The 16,558-nt window shown below is 71.9% G+C and carries 14 protein-coding genes; 9 read left to right on the plus strand and 5 right to left on the minus strand.

Annotated features, from left to right (window positions below; genetic code table 11):
• Positions 1 to 73 precede the first annotated feature (73 nt).
• The 8 genes from SMIR_RS42680 to SMIR_RS42715 are packed head-to-tail and all read left to right on the plus strand — an operon-like array spanning position 74 to position 9,535.
• The gene (locus SMIR_RS42680; protein WP_249938719.1) at positions 74 to 1,249 is read left to right on the plus strand and encodes a protein-L-isoaspartate O-methyltransferase family protein; all 1,176 of its coding nucleotides are present in this window, start codon (positions 74 to 76) and stop codon (positions 1,247 to 1,249) included.
• Positions 1,246 to 2,115, plus strand: a complete 870-nt coding sequence (locus SMIR_RS42685; RefSeq protein WP_249938720.1) for a class I SAM-dependent methyltransferase — start codon at positions 1,246 to 1,248, stop codon at positions 2,113 to 2,115. The genes SMIR_RS42680 and SMIR_RS42685 overlap by 4 nt, the downstream gene beginning before the upstream one ends.
• The gene (locus SMIR_RS42690; RefSeq protein ID WP_212728829.1) at positions 2,112 to 3,548 is read left to right on the plus strand and encodes a phosphotransferase; all 1,437 of its coding nucleotides are present in this window, start codon (positions 2,112 to 2,114) and stop codon (positions 3,546 to 3,548) included. The genes SMIR_RS42685 and SMIR_RS42690 overlap by 4 nt, the downstream gene beginning before the upstream one ends.
• The gene (locus SMIR_RS42695) at positions 3,545 to 4,585 is read left to right on the plus strand and encodes a bifunctional GNAT family N-acetyltransferase/NUDIX hydrolase (RefSeq protein WP_212728830.1); all 1,041 of its coding nucleotides are present in this window, start codon (positions 3,545 to 3,547) and stop codon (positions 4,583 to 4,585) included. Before SMIR_RS42690 ends, SMIR_RS42695 begins: the two co-directional genes overlap by 4 nt.
• 20 nt (positions 4,586 to 4,605) lie before the next feature.
• Positions 4,606 to 5,238 (plus strand): M15 family metallopeptidase, encoded by a 633-nt coding sequence (locus SMIR_RS42700; RefSeq protein WP_212728831.1) that lies wholly within the window; start codon positions 4,606 to 4,608, stop codon positions 5,236 to 5,238.
• A gap of 34 nt (positions 5,239 to 5,272) precedes the next feature.
• Positions 5,273 to 7,582 (plus strand): methyltransferase, FxLD system, encoded by a 2,310-nt coding sequence (fxlM, locus tag SMIR_RS42705; protein ID WP_212728832.1) that lies wholly within the window; start codon positions 5,273 to 5,275, stop codon positions 7,580 to 7,582.
• A gap of 40 nt (positions 7,583 to 7,622) precedes the next feature.
• Positions 7,623 to 8,381, plus strand: coding sequence for a PIG-L deacetylase family protein (locus tag SMIR_RS42710; protein WP_212728938.1), 759 nt, complete (start codon positions 7,623 to 7,625; stop codon positions 8,379 to 8,381).
• Positions 8,382 to 8,440: 59 nt separating this feature from the next.
• A complete protein-coding gene (locus SMIR_RS42715) occupies positions 8,441 to 9,535 on the plus strand; it encodes an NUDIX hydrolase (protein ID WP_212728833.1) in 1,095 nt (364 codons plus the stop codon).
• Between the two features lie 238 nt (positions 9,536 to 9,773).
• Here SMIR_RS42715 and SMIR_RS42720 read toward each other — a convergent pair whose 3' ends face one another.
• The 4 genes from SMIR_RS42720 to SMIR_RS42735 are packed head-to-tail and all read right to left on the minus strand — an operon-like array spanning position 9,774 to position 13,972.
• A complete protein-coding gene (locus SMIR_RS42720; protein ID WP_212728834.1) occupies positions 9,774 to 10,877 on the minus strand; it encodes a UDP-N-acetylmuramate dehydrogenase in 1,104 nt (367 codons plus the stop codon).
• A gap of 15 nt (positions 10,878 to 10,892) precedes the next feature.
• Positions 10,893 to 11,930 (minus strand): serine hydrolase domain-containing protein, encoded by a 1,038-nt coding sequence (locus SMIR_RS42725; protein WP_212728835.1) that lies wholly within the window; start codon positions 11,928 to 11,930, stop codon positions 10,893 to 10,895.
• A complete protein-coding gene (locus SMIR_RS42730; RefSeq protein WP_212728836.1) occupies positions 11,930 to 13,240 on the minus strand; it encodes a UDP-N-acetylglucosamine 1-carboxyvinyltransferase in 1,311 nt (436 codons plus the stop codon). Before SMIR_RS42730 ends, SMIR_RS42725 begins: the two co-directional genes overlap by 1 nt.
• Positions 13,241 to 13,246: 6 nt before the next feature.
• Entirely contained in the window at positions 13,247 to 13,972 is a 726-nt protein-coding gene (locus SMIR_RS42735; protein WP_212728837.1) for an LbetaH domain-containing protein, read from the minus strand.
• Between the two features lie 240 nt (positions 13,973 to 14,212).
• On the opposite strand from SMIR_RS42735, the gene SMIR_RS42740 reads away from it, so the two are divergent.
• A complete protein-coding gene (locus SMIR_RS42740; RefSeq protein ID WP_212728838.1) occupies positions 14,213 to 15,571 on the plus strand; it encodes a helix-turn-helix domain-containing protein in 1,359 nt (452 codons plus the stop codon).
• A 136-nt stretch (positions 15,572 to 15,707) separates the two neighbouring features.
• Here the strand turns inward: SMIR_RS42740 and SMIR_RS42745 are convergent, their stop codons facing one another.
• A complete protein-coding gene (locus SMIR_RS42745; RefSeq protein ID WP_212728839.1) occupies positions 15,708 to 16,544 on the minus strand; it encodes an SDR family oxidoreductase in 837 nt (278 codons plus the stop codon).
• Between the last annotated feature and the right edge of the window lie 14 nt (positions 16,545 to 16,558).

The raw sequence follows: 16,558 nt of genomic DNA on the forward strand, positions 1-16,558 counted from the left end.
GGCAGAAGTCACCGGGTCGGCGGACAGCCGCGGCACCCGGGGCGATCGCGGTGCTCCTGCAGCCCGGGCAGCGATGGTCGCCCGCCTGGAGAAGGCCGGCGATCTGGCGGCCGGCCCGGTACGTGAGGCGCTGCTCGCCCTGCCGCGCGAGGTTCTGATGCCGCAGGCGTACGTACGGCGCAGTGCGCCGAGCGAGGAGCCGCCGCGGTGGGACCTGCTGGACTGGTCGGCGCCGCAGGACCGCCCCGAGCTGCTCGGGCTGCTGTACGGCGGGGCCAGTGTGCTCGTTCAGCACGACGGCGAGCCGTTGGTGGGCCGGGCGCGCGGGACGCGGTCGGGGGCGTCGATCACGTCAATGTCGACGGTGATGGGTCTGACCGCCTCGCTGCTGGAGGAGCTGGATCTGCGTCCGGGTCTGCGGGTGCTGGACGTCGGGACGGGAGCGGGAGTGACCGCCGCGGTGGCCTGCCAGGTCTGCGGCGACCAGGGGGTGGTCTCCCTCGACCGGGATCGGCACCTCACTGACGCGGCTGCGGCCCGGCTGGCCGATCTCGGGTTCCGTCCAGAGGTGGTGTGCGGGTCAGGAGAACAGGGCGTTGCGGGGCGGGAGTTCGAACGGATCTTCGTGTCGTACACGGTGGAGCGCGTGCCCACGGCCCTCGTCGAACAGCTCGCTCCCGGGGGCAAACTGCTGGCGCACGTGAGCAGTGCGTCCCCGTCGTGGCCCGGCCTCGCCGTTGTCGAGCGCACCGCCGACGGGCAGATTACGGCGGAGCTGCGGGCCGTGGAGTTCGCCCACCGGGCGGGACACGGCGTGGCGCGGATCTGGCTCACGAAGGAGTTCCGGCAGCGCATGGCCACCGAGCCGGGCACGTGGACTCAACGGAGCATGCTGGCGCCGCCCCCGGACAGCAATCGCGGTTTCTGGCTGGCGGCCGACCATCTCCTCGGCGGTGGCCTGGTCCGGGACTTCGGCGCCGAGCACGTCGTGATCGGCGCGCCCGGCTGCGGATCCTGGATGCGCGCGGAGGCGGTGGGCCACCGGCGCTGGAGCGTCACCGTCAACGGGCCGCGGGACATCTGGAAAGAGATCCAGGACCTCGCCGACCGGTGGCGGGCCGCACGCTCCCCTGACCGCTACCGCCTCCTTTTCGATGCGGACGGTAGGCAGTGGGCCGCCTCCGAGTGCGGACGCCTGTCCTGGCAACTACCCGCCCCCCACCCGCTCGATGAGGGAGCCACTTCGTGACCTACCCCGACGGTCCCTTTCCGGGCCTCCCATCGGAGCAGGAGGCAATGTTCGAGGCCGCGGCCTCGACCTACGCCTGCCACCGTCCAGGCTTGCCGGACGCGGCGGTGCGCCTGCTCACCGACGCGCTGCGGGGCCGCCCTTCCCCGGTGCTGCTCGACCTGGGCACCGGGACCGGGCAGGTGCCCTTCGCGCTCCTGTCCGCCAGCGCCGGCCTGACGCACATCGAAGCGGTCGACGTCAGCCCGCAGATGCTGCGCCAGGCCGGGCAAGCCCTCGCCCCTGTGCTCGGCAACTGCACCCTCGCCCTGGTCCACGCGGCGGCCGACGCCTACGAGCCGCTCGCGACGCTGCCCGGCGAACCGGATTCCGGCCCGGACCTGATCACCTGCTGCCGGTCCTACCACTGGATGGACGGTCCGTCGGTCCTGGAGATGGCAGACCGGGTCGCCACACCGGGTGCCGCAGTGGCGATCATGGGCGACGGGAGCCTGTGGACCCACGACGCCGACTGGACCCGTGCGCTGCGCGAGCTGATCCAGCTCTACCTGGGCGACGAGCGCCGGGCGGGCGCCCGCAGTTCCTACGCCGAGCCCCGCCGCTCGTACCAGGAGGACCTTGCCGCCTCAGCGTTCAAGGAGGTCACCGAACACCTCTTCCCCGTGACCCGCACCTGGGCGCCGCGGGAGGTACTCGGTTACCTGCGCACCACGTCCTTCGCCGGGGCTGGCCTCTTCGCAGAGCGGCATCAGGCGTTCGAGGACGAGGCCCTCGCACTTCTCCACGCGCACGCGATGGACGGGTCTCTGGTCGAGGAGACGACGTTCAGGGTTCTGCTCGCCCGACGTCCGGAGGGAGCGCGATGAGCGGCGGGCAGCGGCACACCGAGCCGGTGGACGTCCACCTGATCCTGCGCCGGGAGACCGCCGACGGGCCGCAGATCTTGCTGTCGCGGCGGGCCGGGCAGGTGTACGCCGCCGGCCTGTGGCACCTGCCGTCGGGTCATCTGGACGGTCCGCACGAGGACGTCGTCACCGCCCTGATCCGCGAGGCGCGGGAGGAGACCGGTGTCGTCATCGACCCGGCCGACGTGCGGGCCGCCGTGACCGTGCACCACCGCAGCCCCGGAGGCGCCAGCCGTAGCGGGCACTTCTTCGAGGTCCGGAGGTGGAAAGGCGCGCCCGGGATCGCGGAGCCGGACGTCTGCGACGCGATGGACTGGGCATCCCTTTACGCGCTGCCCGCCCAGATGGTGGCGTACTGCCGTGCGGGCCTGGACGCCTACAGCGCCGGCGCACGCCTCGCCGTGCACTTCCAACTGCCCGGCGACAGCATCGCCTTCGACCCCGGCGCCGACCGGTTGCGCCTCGTGCCGGACGTGACCGATCAGGCGTCTACCGCCCGCCCCGACGCCGCGATGGTGGAGTTCGCGGAACGGGCGGTCGGCCGGATCACGCAGTGGACGGATACGTCATGGGCGCGCGCGGAGAGCCGCGTGTGGCGGGTCCACGGCGTCCAGGGCGGCACCTGGTACGTGAAGGTGCACCAGAGCGAGCGGTTCCACTCCAGGGAGGTTCGAGGACTACGGACGTGGGCGCAGGAGCTGGGCGCGGCCGCGCCCCGGCTGGTCGCCGCCGACGAGACCGTGCGGGCGGTGGTCCTCACCGCGGTGCCGGGCCACCCGCTGCACGGCACCGTTCTGGCCCCGGACCGGGAGAGGGCTGTCTTCCAACGGATCGGCTCGCTGGCCCGCCGCATCCACCAGTCCTCTCCCCCACGGCCCGCTCCGGTCGGCAGCGGCCCGGCCGTCGCCAAGGCCGACCGGCACCTGGCCGGAGCACGGTCTCATCTGCTCCCGGGTGATGAGGAGTTCGTCCGCGAGCTCGTCCGGCAGGCCGAGGACCTGCAACCGCTGGAATGGGTGGAGACCCACGGAGATCTCCAGCTCCGCAACGTCCTGTTCACCCCTGACGAGTCGGACGCCCTTGATGTCTTCGTCGCGGTGATCGACTTCGAGCGCAGCGAGCCGGGACCGGCCGTACGGGACCTTGTCCGCCTGTCCGATGCCTGGGCTGGCCGCGTCGACTTGTTCGAGGCGTTTCTGGCCGGGTACGGCAGGTCCCTGACCGCCGCTGAGGAAGCCCGCCTCGTCATCGACGCAGCGCTCGATTCTGTGAGCGGGATCGCGTACGGCGTCGCCCACCGCGATCCCGAGCTGGTCGAACGCGGCCGGCGGACCCTGGCCCGGCTGCGCGCCGAGCACCGTGCAGCCCTCTCACCGACAGGAGATGCGACGTGAACGCCGACACGGCACCCACTGCCGCGGCCGAGCCGCATGACGCCGCCGGGCGATCGCCGGTCCGCGCGGCAACGCCTAGTGACGCCGAGGCCATCACCCGGATGCGCTCCGCATACATCCTGTCCGCACCGTTCACCGAGGACTGGGTCCGCCAGTGCACGGACGAGCTGGCGCCACGGCTGACGCCCGAGGGAGATGCGCGGGCCTTCGTCGTCGACGCCCAGGACGGCACGATGGCTGCCTGCGCCCTTGGCCTGATCCACCCCGTCCTGGCGGCGCCGGCCTACCCCCGGGGCCGGGCCGCCCGCGTGCAGTTGGTCGCCACGCACCCGGAGCACCGGCGCTGCGGCTATGCCCGGGCCGTCGTCTCCTCTCTCCTCGACCACCTCGCCGACGTCGAGGACGTCACGCTGTTTGAGCTGCACACCAGCCCGGAGGCCGCGCCCCTGTACCGGGAGCTCGGCTTCAGCGGCAACCCGGCGCTCATGCGGATGACCCGCCACCGCCCACCCGCCGGTCTCGCGCCTGGTGCGCAGCCGGATTCGGCGTGGGTGCCGCCGCAGCAGTACGCCGACGCACTGCCCCGGGCGGCCGCGTTCGTATGCCTCTACGTCACCGACGAGGACGACCAGCCGCTCCAGCTGCACTCCGTCTACTCCCCCGGGCACCCCTGGCACATGATCGGCGGCGCGATGGATCTGGGCGAGCGGCCCTGGGACGCGGTGGTGCGCGAGTGCCGGGAAGAGACCGGCATGACCGCCGTGGGCCCGCCCCGGCTGCTGGCCACCGTGTACGGGCAGCCCCGGGCGCAGCGTCCGTACAGCACGCTGCAGCTCGTCTTCGATGGCGGGCGCCTGACCGATGCACAGATCCGGGGTCTCACCCTCAACGCGCGCGAGCACGACGAGGCCCGCGTTCTGCCTCTGGCCGAGTGGGAGGCGTTGATGCCGGCCCGCGATTTCGTGCGGCTGCGCGCCGTGGAGGAGGCCCGCCGCACCGGCGTGGCCGCATACGTCGACACCTGGGGGAACGCGTGACCGCCAGCAACATTGTCTTGATGTCCGACCGGAGAGTCGCCGCGATCCCCGTCCAGGAGTGCGGCGAGGTCCTCGTCGACGCCCGCGCGCACGGCCTGAAGGTCGACGACCGCAAACGGGACTCGGCGGGCGCCTGGGCCCACGTTCGGCAAGGCGTTCTTGCCCGGCTGCTGCACGCCCAGTCGCTGCTTCCCACCGGTGTGTCGCTGCTGTTCGTCGAGGGCTTCCGGCCGCCGGCCCTGCAGCGTCGGTACTTCGAGGAGTACTCCGACGAGCTCGCGCGCGCCCACCCGGACTGGCAGGCGGCCGAGCTCCGGGCGGCCGCCAGCCGCTTCGTGTCGCCTCCGGAGATCGCGCCGCACTCCGCCGGCGCGGCCGTCGACGTGACGCTGATCGACCACCAGGGCCGCGAGCTGGACATGGGAACGCGCGTCAACGCTTCACCGGAGGAGTCCGACGGCGCCTGCTACACCGACGCCCCCGGCCTCAGCGGCCCGGCCCGCACGAACCGGGCCACTTTGAGCCGTGCCCTTGCCGCCGCGGGCATGGTCCCGTACCGAACCGAATGGTGGCACTGGTCGTTCGGCGACCGGTACTGGGCACTGCAGACCCAGCAGCCGGCCGCCCTGTACGGACCCGTCGAACTGCCCTGACACCGCCTGCCCTTTCACGAACGAGGAGCGATCTGTGGGAATCACCCGGACTGATTGGTCCAAGCGCTACACCGAGGGGCGAGGCTTCCGGCGGCTCGGGGACGACGAGAAGGGCTTGATCGTCGAGCACGCGCCGGCGCCCGAGGGCGGCCGCGCGCTCGACGTTGGGTGCGGGACGGGCGAGATGTCCGTGTACCTTGCCTCGCTCGGGTACACCGTCGACGGAGCGGACTTCGCCGAGGGCGCCCTGGAGCAGGCCCGCACGGACCACCCCGACGCGGAAGTGCGGTGGCTGTGCCTGGACATCGAACGCGACGACCCCGCCCCGCTGGGCAACGACCTCTATGACCTGGTGGTCTTCCGCCTCTCGGTGGCCTTCTTGAACGACCGCACCCGGGTCCTGCACGCGCTCGGACGCCGACTGCGCGAGGGCGGCACCATGCTGGTCATTACCCCGCTCGCCGCGCACACCCCGGCCGCAAAGCGGCGCATCGCACTGGACGAGGAGGAGATCACCGCCCTCACCTGCGGATGGACGAGCGTGCAGCGCATCGCCGCCGGCGACCTGGCGGCGCTGGTCCTGCGCGGTCCGTGTGCGGACACGGTCGCCGTGGAGCGGTCCGTGCCGGCCACCGGCTACGCCGTTGCTGGGGCGCTGGCTGTCGTGACCGACGAGCACGGGCGTGTCCTGCTCGGCTGGTCCAAACGCGGCATGTGGGAGGCTCCGGGCGGGAAGATCGACGGTGCGGAACCGCTGGACGGGGCCGGGGTGCGCGAGCTCGCCGAGGAGACCGGCCTGCACGCCACCGGCGCCAGCGTGGTGTCCATCCTCACCGACGCCGCCCAGGGCGTCCCGCGGGTGACCGCCGTCATCCGGATCGCCGGCTTCACCGGCACCCTCACCACGGCGGAGCCGCAGAAGTTCACCCGCTGGGAATGGCACGACCCCCACGGTCTCGGATGTCTCGGCCCGGTGTTCACCCCGGCCGCGAACGCACTGGATGCCGTCTGGCCCGGTGTCATCCCCGGCCTGCCGCCGGTCAACGCCTACCCGACCGCCGCCGAACCCCCGCCGGTGCCCGGAGAGCCGGCCGAAGCTGTCCGGCTACGCCACCGCATGGCAGACGCCGTCATCGCGGGCGGCTGGGCACCCTCCGCCGTGGTCCAAGACGCGCTGCGCACGGTGCCCCGGCACCGGTTCGCACCGGAGACGGACCTCAAGACCGTCTACGACGACGACCTGGCCGTCGTCACCCGCCGGGACGAGCACGGCCGGGCGACCAGCTCGGTCAGCGCCGCCTGGCTCCAGGCCGACATGGCCGAGCAGCTCCAGCTGACGCCCGGGGCGGCCGTGCTTGAGGTCGGATCCGGCGGGTACAACGCGGAGCTGCTCGCCCATGTCGTCGGGCCGGCCGGGCGGGTGGTCACGGTGGACGTCGACCCGTACGTGGTGCACCGCACGCAGCGGCTGTGCGCGGAGGCCGGCAGCGGCCGGGTCACCGCCGTCCTGGGCGACGGTGGTCTTGGCGCACCGGGCCAGGTCCCCGCCCAGGGGTTCGACGGGGTGGTGATCACACACAACGCGGCTGACGTCGCCCCGGCCTGGCGCGAGCAACTCCGTGAGGGCGCACGGTTGGTGGTGCCGCTGGAAATGGGCGGCTACACCCGTTCCCTGACCCTGGTCCGGCGCGGCGACGTGCTGCACTGCGAGCACTGGACGTACTGCGGGTTCGTGCGGGACCGCGGTGCCGCCGCCCGCACGGCCCCCGTCCTCCCCCTGGCCGACGGCGAGGTCACCGTGCGGTGGGAAGACGGTGAGCCCGGTGACACCGCGGGGCTTGAGGAGGCGCTGCGCGGGCTCCGGCGCGAGCTCACCACGGGCCTGGTGGTCCGGGGCACCTTCAATTTCGAGACCTTGCAGGTCTACGCCGCGACGACGCTGCCGGGGTTCTGCCGCCTGACCGCCCGGGAAGGTTCCGCGCTGGTGGCGCAGCAGGACGCAGCGGCGATGGTTTCAGACGGCTCCCTCGCCTACCTGACCTACCGCAAGGTCCAGGACGCCCCGGATCCAGCCGACCGTCTCACCGAGTTCTTCATCCACGCCTACGGCCCAGCGGCCGAAGAGGTGGCGGAGCGCTTCGCGGAGTGCGTGCGCGTTTGGGACCGCGAGGTGCGCGAGAGCGGCTATCCGCCGATGACCATCCACCCGGCCGGCACGCCCGCCGACCAGCTGCCGCCCGGCGACGTGCTCGACAAGCCCAGCGCACGGCTCGTCTTCCAGTGGCCGGCCCGGACCCCCGCTGGCGCACTGGGCCTTTCGGCCGCAGGGGGACAGCGTGCCTGACTCCGACGAGCTGGTCCCCGAGACGGCGGCGTCCTCCACGATGCCGTCCCTGCTCGGCGTGTTCGGCCACCCCGACGACGAGAGCCTCCTCGCCGGTGGTGTCCTCGCCCAGCACGCCGCCGCGCACGCGCGCACCGCCGTCGTCACCATGACGTGGGCGCCCGACAGCCCGCGGGCTCCCGAACTCGCCGACGCCTTGCGGGCGCTGGGCGCGGGTCCGCCCCGCATGCTCGGATACGGCGATGCCCGCAACCCGCAGGCGGCTCCCGGCCGTCCCCGCCTCGTCGACGCACCGCTCGACGAGGTGGTCGCCGCCCTGGTTCAGCAGATCCGCTCGTTCCGCCCCGACATCGTGGTCACGCACGACGCCCTGGGCCAGCTGACCGGTCACCCGGACCACCGCCGCACCCACCAGGCCGCTCTCCTCGCCGCTCAGGACGCGGGCCTCCCGCACCTTCACCCTGAAGCAGGGGAGCCCTGGCAACCGCGTGCCGTGTACTGCGCCACGCACCCCGAGTCCGGTGTCGGCGAGCTCGGGCCGCTTCTGGAGGCCGTCGGCAAAGCCGTGCTCGCGGTGCCGGACGCGTACGCCACCACCACCGTCGACGTCAGTGCCTGGCTGGAGCAGAAGTGGGCCGCGATCCTCGCACACCGGGGAGAGGTTGCCCTCGAACGGCCACTGCCCGGCATCCTCGCCCGCCTGCCCGAGGAGACCCGCCGCGACATCATCGCGACCGAGTACTTCACCCGGCTCGCGACCGGGCCCGTCCGGGGTGGCCCTCACCTGCTCACCGCCTGACGGCGGCCAACTACCCACCTCCTTCCGGGCCCGACCGGCCCGTTCCTGATCGGAGAGCCATGACGACCACATCCGTTCCCGGCGAGCTGCCCGGCACCGCCATGACCGACGAGGCGTACGGCGCGATGCGCGCCGCGGCCGCCCTGTGGGTCGGCACGTCTGTGCTCATCACGAACCCCTTCGGCCAGGTCCTGGTCCAGCACGTCGACTATCGCGACACATGTCTCCTGTCCGGCGGCGCCGTCGACAAGAACGAGTCCCCCGCTCGCGCAGCAGCCCGTGAACTGGTCGAGGAACTCGGAGTCACCGCCACCGTCGACCGCTGCCTGGCCGTCGACTGGATCGCCGCCGACAGCACCGACGCACCCGCCGCCATGCGGTTCCCCGGCGAGATTCTGCACGTCTTCGACGGCGGCACCTGGGAGGACGACCGGATCGGCGAAATCCGGTTGCCGCCGAGTGAGATCACCGGGATCGAGTTCGTCGAGCCCGCGCGACTGCCCGATCTGCTCTCCCCGGCCGACGCCCGCCGCGCCCTGTCCGCGCTGCGCGCCCGGATCAACGCTGGCGGAACGGTGATCCTTGAGAATGGCCTCCCGCTCGCCCCGACCATCCTCGACCGCGCAGCCGTCCTGCAGACCGCCCGCCCCACCTACCACTATCCCTGGCACCAGGGGCCAGCCCCGCACGACCTCGCAGTCACCCAGGTGTGGGCCTGGTGCTTCGCGCCGGACGGACGCGTCCTCGTCCTTCTCGAACCCCACACAGGAGTCGCCATCCTGCCCGGCGGCACACCCGAGGAACAGGACCAGGGCGACCCCGTAGCCACCCTGCGTCGCGAAGCTGAAGAGGAGGCGACCGCCCGGATTGGTAGACCGCTGCTCCTGGGACACGTCACCGACCCCTCGGTACGGCGCGGATACCTGCGCTACGCCGCCGCACTCACCAACGTCGGCCCCGCGCAGCCCGATCCAGCCACGGGCCATACCTACATCCGCATCCTGGCCACCCCCGAACAGGCTATGGAACTCTTCGACTGGGGGCCAACGGCCGTTGACCAGCTCGCGGTCGTCCACTGGGCCCGCCAGCAGCTCGGCGTTCCCCGGGCCGTCCGCCAACCTGTCACCGAACTCTCCGGCCCCGCTGCCTGGTAGCCGCCGCTTCGCGTTTTTGGGACAACTGGGCGAAGAACCCGGCTCCCTTCAACAGCCGCCTCGACCGCTACCCAGGGCGCCAGCTTTCCTGGAAGCCTTCCGTCTGTGGTGACGCCCGGCCTCACAGGCACGGGGACGAATCCAAGACCTCCGCACGGCATCCGAACTTCCTGACCGGCGAGGGCTCGAGAGCGGCGGCCCGAGATCCTTGGTTGAGGTCGGGCCGGTACGGGCGGGCTCACGCCGGCGCAAAGGCGTCCGTCCCCGCTGCGCCTCCTCGGTGGGAGGGCCCGCCCGGGCCGTCGGACGATCCTCTACTCGGGCCCGGCCGAACAGGCTCCGGACGAAGTCGGATGCCGTACGCCTCGAAGACGGCGGCGGCGAGTTGCCGGAGAGCCGAGGTGAAGGCAGTTGCTGTGGCACTTTCTCGCGCGGTCAGCGTCAGGGTTCGGGCGGTGGAGCAGTACACCCCCGGCCCGATACGGCCCCCGGGACGGTAGTCACACCGCTCCAGCAGCCACCCGGCGCTTGCGCGCAGGGATCCGCTCTGGTCGCGGTGGACCGGGCCGTCGGCGCAGCGTATGGCTGCGGCCTGGACGGGAGTGATGACCGGGTTGAGGAAGACGGACCCTGCCTGCCGGGCATCAGGGCCGGAATCCGGCAGGGCGAGACCGCGCTGCTCCCGGTCGGTGATCACGGCTTGGGCGGCCTCGGCGAGCGGTGGCCGGGCCCCCAGTCCTACGGCCAAGGAGTCGGCGAGGTGCTGGTAGGCGACCGGGGCCGCAGATGAACTGCGGGTGAGACACACCGTGATGTCGAGGATCGTCCACCGTCCGGGCTGGGACTTGAAGGCGCTGGCGCGGTAGCCGAAGCCGCATTCCGCGGCTCGGAGTTCGACGATGCGTTCGAGGTGCCAATCGAAGGCGGTGACGCGGGTGAGGGTGTCAGATATCTGCTGTCCGTAGGCACCGGTGTTCTGCACCGGGGCGGCACCGGTCGTGCCGGGTATGCCGCCTAGGTACTCGATCCCCGAGAGCCGCTGGTCGACGGCGAACGCGACGAGCGCGGAGAGCGGTTCCCCCGCCTGTGCGACGACCTCCACGAGGTCGTCGCCGAGCGGGCGTACGGTCGCACCGCGGGTGGCCATGCGGATCACGGTCCCGGGGTATCCCGCGTCTTCGGCCAGGGTGTTGCTGCCGCCGCCGAGTACGAACGGCGCCGTGCCTTCACCCGTCACGGAACGGGCGACGTCGGGCCAGGCGGCGGGGTCGGTGTGGGTGAGGAACTGGTGGGCGGGTCCGCCCAGGCGAAGCGTGGTGTGGTCGGCCAGCAGCTCACCCATGGGTTCCTCCGTGTGTCAGGTGGCGGAGATTGTCTTGAGTGTGAGTTCCCGCAGCGGGGCGATCTTGGTGCGGGCGTTGCCGCCGTAGATGGCGTTGGTGCAGATCACGAGGTAGCGGCCGGTCTCCGGGGCGAGGTAGAGGCTGGTGCCGGTGAATCCGTGGTGGTACGCGACGCGTCCGCCGGCGGCGAGGATCCAGGACAGCCCGCGGTCCAGGCCCGGTTCGATCGGCGTCTGGGGGATGAGGCTGGCGTGCAGCCAATCGCCCAGGCCGTGTTCGTCGCCGTCCGCGTGCGCGATCAGGAGCCGTTGGGCGTAGAGGGCGAGGTCGGCGGGGGTGGAGAAGACCCCGGCGTGGCCGGCGATGCCGCCGAGCAGGCCGGCATTGTCGTCGTGCGGGGCGCCCCAGATCCGTGGCGCGCCGGGGATGCGCTGCTCGGTCGGGGCGACCTGCGGGGTGCGGGCGAGCGGTCCGTACACCGTGGCGTCCATGCGGAGTGTCTTCCACAGGGACTTGCCGAGCTCGTCGAGGGGGCGGCCGTGGATGTGGGCGAGGGCCAGGCCGAGAAGGATGTAGCCGCGGTTGATGTAGCGGTGCTGGCCGGGGGCGTCTTCCAGGGGTTCACGGCACAGGAGTTCGTGCAGCGGCAGGTCGGCGCCACGGTAGTGGTCGAGGCGGGTGGAGGCACGGAGCCCGGAGGTGTGGGAGATCAGCTGGCGGACGGTCGCCTCGCCGCTGGGGCTCTCGCTGTTCATCGGGGGCAGGAAGTCGCGGATCGCAGCGTCGAGGTCGAGCAGCCCGGCATCCAGGGCCTGGCCGATCAGGGGCCAGGTGGCGACGACCTTGGTCAGCGAGGCGATGTCGTAGAGCGTGTCCTGCTCGGGTTCGCGTTCACCGCACTCGGGGGCGATCTTGCCGGCCGTGAGGAACCGGGCAGTGGTGCCGGTGGTGCCGTACGCGAGGACACCGCCGGGGGTCGCACCGTCGGCGACGACCTGGTCGAAGGTGTCCCGGAGGCGGGTGATGTCATCGGCGGTGAACGGGACGGGCATCAGCGGCCTCCGGGGATGGTGGTGATCTCGGCTCCCAGCGTGGCCAAGTTGGGCAGCAGGTGGCCGTAGCCGCGCCGGAGATGGAACATCCCTCGGATCGTAGAGGTGCCGTCGGCGGCGAGTGCGGCGATCAGAAGGGCGGTCACCGCACGGATGTCCGCGGCCTGCGCCTCGGCTCCGCGCAGCCGCACGGGCCCGCGTACGCGGATCGTCGACCCGTCGGCCGTGATGTCAGCGCCGAAGCCGCGTAGCCCCGGCACGTGGGTGTCGCGGCGGGGGTAGACCCGCTCGTCGATCACCGAGATGCCGCCAGCCTGGGTGAGCATCGCGGCCAGCTGCGGTGCGGTGTCGGTTGGCAGGGCCGGGTGCGGGCCGGTCGCCGTCTCGACGGGGCGCAGCGCCCCGAAGAGCCGGGCCTGCATGCCGCCGCTCGGGTCGTTCGTCATCATGATGCCGGCGTCGGCGAGGGCCCGGGCGAGACCGGCGGGGAAGTCAGTGACGGTGATGTTGTCGAGGTGGACGCTGCCACCGGTCGCTGCGGCGGCCATGACCATGGTGGCTGCCTCGATCCGGTCGCCCGCCACGGCGAAGGTGCCGCCGGCGATCCAGTCGCTGCCGGACACATGCAGGCCCTCCTCGTCGAGGTGGACAAGGACGCCCCTCTCGGCCAGGAAGCGGGCGGTCTCGGTGACTTCCGGCTCGATGGACGGGTGGGTGATCAGGCTGGTGCCGTGGGCGCGGGAGGCCAGCAGCAGCGCGGACACCGTCGCTCCTAGGCTCGGTCCGTACGGCGTGCTCACATCCACGGTGAACGCCCGCACCCCGCGGGCACCGCACCGTGCGCGGATGCCGGTGTCGTCTGTGACAACCTCGGCGCCAGCGGCCTGCATGGCCGCGAGGTGCCGGTCGATGAGCCTCGGGCAGAACGCGTCGCCGCCGGGATAGGGGAAGGCGACCTGCCCAGTCCGGGCCAGCACTGCCGCGGCAAGCACCGCGGTCGTACGGACCCGGCGGCCGAGCTCAGGATGGATGACCGGGCAGATGACGCCCGCCGGAGACACCGTGAAGCAGCCGTCGTCGTAGTCGGCGCGGGCTCCGGTACCGCGCAGGATCTGCGCGCACACGCCGCTGTCAGTGATGTTCGGCGCGCCCGTCAGGGCGACGGGGACGTCGACCAGGAGGGCGGCGGCGTAGAGGTGAAGGGCGATGTTCTTGCTGCCCTGCACCGGCATCCGGCCAGACAGTGTGTGCCCGCCGGTGATCCGCACGAGGGCGGTGTCCTTGGCGTCGTGGGCGGGGGCGGTGGTCACCGCGGGTCACCGGACCCGGGAGCCGGCGGGCAGGAAGCCGCCGATGTGGTCGCGGGGGTAGACCACCGTGCCCGGCCCGATCAGCGTGCCCGGCGACAGGACGGTCCCGGCCGGTAGGGCGACCTCGTCGCCGATGACGGCGCCGAACTTCGTCTGGCCGGTGGGGAGGCGCCGTCCGTCGAGGTTGACGGTAATTTCCTGGATCGCCGGCTCCGGGACGGGGCCGCAGTCGCACCGCAGTCCGGTGGTGGAGCAGAACGAGCCGACGTTGACCCTCCGGCCGATCACGGAGTCCCCGATGAAGCTGGGGTGCTTCATGAAGACGTGCCCGGCCAGCAAGCTGCGGGTGATCTCCGCGCCGAACCCGATCCGGCAGCCGGGGCCGATCACACTGTGGTCGCGGACCATCGCGCCGGCCGCCACGACGGCGCCGGTGCAGATCAGGACCGGACCGATCACCTGGGCGCCCGCCTCGATCCGGGCCCCGGCCTGGACGATCACCTCGCCCTGCACCACGGCGCCGTCCTCGACGACACCCTGTCCATCGCGCAGCTGCTCACCCCCGTGGGCGAGGTCGTCGGCCATCGCGGCCTTGATGTCGAAAACGCTCGAGCAGCGGCCTAACAGGGCGGCAACGTACGGGCCGAGACCCTCGGGCCGTACGTAGTAGGCGGGAGTGAGGCGGACATCGGTGATCGGCGCCGTGCGCGGGACGGGATTCACGGACTGCATCAGAACCTCCCGGAGTTGGGGGCGGCCCGTGGCTGCGGACCGCTCGCTCTTGAAGGTCGTCGGGGACGGGCAGCCAGCGGGAGGGGCGCTGTCCTGGCCTGCAAAGCCGTTTGCATCTCATGCAAACGGTCTGTTGGCCGCACTGTCCTAGGACTACGGTTGAAGCGGCGCAGCCTCGGCTATCGGCGGGAACGAGGTACTGATGCGGTCAGCGAAGCATGAGCGACCCTTGGGGCCGGTGTGAGGCCCGGGGAACTGATACGCCAGACCCGGCAGGCCAAGGACCTCACGCTCGCCGAGCTGGGCAAGCTGACCGGGTACTCCGGGGCTCAGGTCTCCCGATACGAGCGGGGCATCTCACCGCTGACCGACATCGACGTGCTGCGGCGATTCGCCGACGTCCTCGAACTCCCGCGCCAGGCGTTCGGCCTCGCTCCGCCCGCGCCTCGCCCGGAGATACGACACGGTCAGCCGATCGGAGCATCTGCGGCCTTCCCCTGGATGCCCACCCATAGGCTGGGCAGTCCAGGACAGGAGGACGGTGAAGATCCGTTGCGGCGAAGGAAGTTGATTGCGGGCTTGGCTGCCACGGCCGCGGCAGCCGCTGGCTCCCCACTCCTTGGGAACGGAACAGCCCAGGCTAGCGAGGCCATGCTCGGAGAGCTGCTTGTCGCCCGTCTGCGTGATGCCATGCTCGGCCTCGGGCAGGCCCCGGTGATGCCGCTGGCCGAGACACTCGCGACAGACTTCACCCGTGCCCTCGCCGACTTCGACGCCTGCCGTTACGCCAGCCTCGCGGTGCGCCTGCCACGCCTCATCCGCTCCGGACATGCGCTCACCGCCAGCGCCCGTGAGGCTGGGGACTACGTGCTCCTGGCCAAGAGCTACCTGCTGGCGACCCGCATGCTCGTCAAGTTGGACGAGCAGCAGCTCGGCTGGCTGGCCGCCGACCGCGCCCGCCAGCTCGCCGAAGCAGGCGGCGCACCCCTCGCTGTTGCCGAGTCTGCCCGGCAATTGGCCGTGCTCGCTCGAAAAGCTGGATGGCATCAGGAAGCCCTGTCGATCGCCCTGACCGCCGCCGACCACCCGGACCTGCGCAGCGCCGGACGCGCGGGAACGGCCCTACGAGGGCTCCTCGTCCAGAGTGCGTCGTACACCCTGGCCAGGCGGGGCGACCGGGACGGGATGCGAGAGCTCACGGACGAGGCCGCCGCGATCGCCACGGAACTCGGCGGCCGCACCATGCTTCGTGACCACGGCGGGGGCTTCAGCCCCCTCACCGTGCAGCTTCACCGGATCAGCGCCGAAAACCATGCGGGGGATCCTCTGGCCGCGCTGGATGCTGCCCGCATGATCTCGCTGAAGGCGCTGCCCAGCGTCGAGCGTCGCTCTCGCGCCCTCGGTGACATCGCCGTCACCTACGACCGCCTCGGCCGCCGCAGCGACTGCGTCCGAACCCTCCTGGCGGCGGAACGATGCGCTCCCGAGGAGACCCATGCCCGCCCAGCGACGAAATCGCTGATCGCTGGCCTGCTGGTCTCGGGGCCCACATCGACCGAGCTACGCGGCCTTGCCGAGCGCAGCGGCGTTCTGGCCTGAGAAGTGCCGTGGGCGAGGTGCGAAGGTCCTAACCCACTACGGATGGCCGAAGACCGAACCCGATCCGCCGGTCAGCCCGGAGGGAGCGACCGTCCATCACGTTCGGCTCCGGCCCGCTGGCCCTGCGCGGTACGAGTCAGCGGTCAGGGTTTTGACGCCGGAGAAACTCCCGGGCTCCGCGAAGGTGGATGGCCAGGCGCTTCTGGGTGACGCGGCTTTCGAGGCGGACACAAAGTCCGCCAGGGAGGCCGCTGTCAGCCCGACGGCCGGTCGGCAGCAGCGATGCGTCAAGGCCATCCCGCTGCGCGATGAGGGTGCCGAGTTCGTGGCGGGTGACGGCGTCCGGGCCGGCGAGGTGAAAGACGCCGGCCGCATCGGACAGGGTGAGCTCCCACAGGGCGGCGGCCAGGTCGCGGACGTGGACTGGGCATCTGACATCGTCGGTGAACAGGGCCCCGTCCCGTGTGCCGGCGGCCAGAGCGTGCACCAGGCGTTCGTGCTCGGACCGGCCATCGCCGATGATCAGGGAGGTCCGTGCGACGACGGCGCCCGCGCTCAGGAGCCGCACGGCCGTTTCGGCCGCCGCCTTCGCGGCCCCGTACGGTGTTACCGGGTCGGGCAGACACGTCTCGTCGTACAGGTCCTCGCGGCGGCCGGAGAAAACGGCGTCACTCGAGACGTGGACCAACTTGATGCCCCGTTGCGACGCAACTTGGGCCAGGCGCATCCCGCCCTCGGCCGTGACCGCCCACTCGGCTCCGCCGCTGCTCGCGTTGATGACCGCGCTTGGGCTGACGGCATCCAGGACCTCCTGGAGATTCGCCGAGTTGCGCAGGTCGAGGCGGTGCCACGCGCCGGCGCCCTTGCCAGGGTGCGAGTGGAAGGTGGCGGCCGTCTCCAAGCCCGCTGAATGGCCCTGGCGGGCCAGCTCAACGCCCAGGAACCCGCTGCCGCCCACAATCAGTACCGTCACGCCTCCCCACGCTA

The sequence above is a fragment of the Streptomyces mirabilis genome, assembly GCF_018310535.1.
Lineage (GTDB): Bacteria > Actinomycetota > Actinomycetes > Streptomycetales > Streptomycetaceae > Streptomyces.

What these genes read in the sequence shown, in the direction of transcription:
- SMIR_RS42680 (WP_249938719.1), top strand. Translation starts at nt 74, where the DNA reads ATGGTCGCCCGCCTGGAGAAGGCCGGCGATCTGGCGGCCGGCCCGGTA.
- SMIR_RS42690 (WP_212728829.1), top strand. Translation starts at nt 2,112, where the DNA reads ATGAGCGGCGGGCAGCGGCACACCGAGCCGGTGGACGTCCACCTGATC.
- SMIR_RS42700 (WP_212728831.1), top strand. Translation starts at nt 4,606, where the DNA reads ATGTCCGACCGGAGAGTCGCCGCGATCCCCGTCCAGGAGTGCGGCGAG.
- SMIR_RS42710 (WP_212728938.1), top strand. Translation starts at nt 7,623, where the DNA reads ATGCCGTCCCTGCTCGGCGTGTTCGGCCACCCCGACGACGAGAGCCTC.
- SMIR_RS42715 (WP_212728833.1), top strand. Translation starts at nt 8,441, where the DNA reads ATGACGACCACATCCGTTCCCGGCGAGCTGCCCGGCACCGCCATGACC.
- SMIR_RS42720 (WP_212728834.1), bottom strand. Translation starts at nt 10,877, where the DNA reads ATGGGTGAGCTGCTGGCCGACCACACCACGCTTCGCCTGGGCGGACCC.
- SMIR_RS42725 (WP_212728835.1), bottom strand. Translation starts at nt 11,930, where the DNA reads ATGCCCGTCCCGTTCACCGCCGATGACATCACCCGCCTCCGGGACACC.
- SMIR_RS42735 (WP_212728837.1), bottom strand. Translation starts at nt 13,972, where the DNA reads ATGCAGTCCGTGAATCCCGTCCCGCGCACGGCGCCGATCACCGATGTC.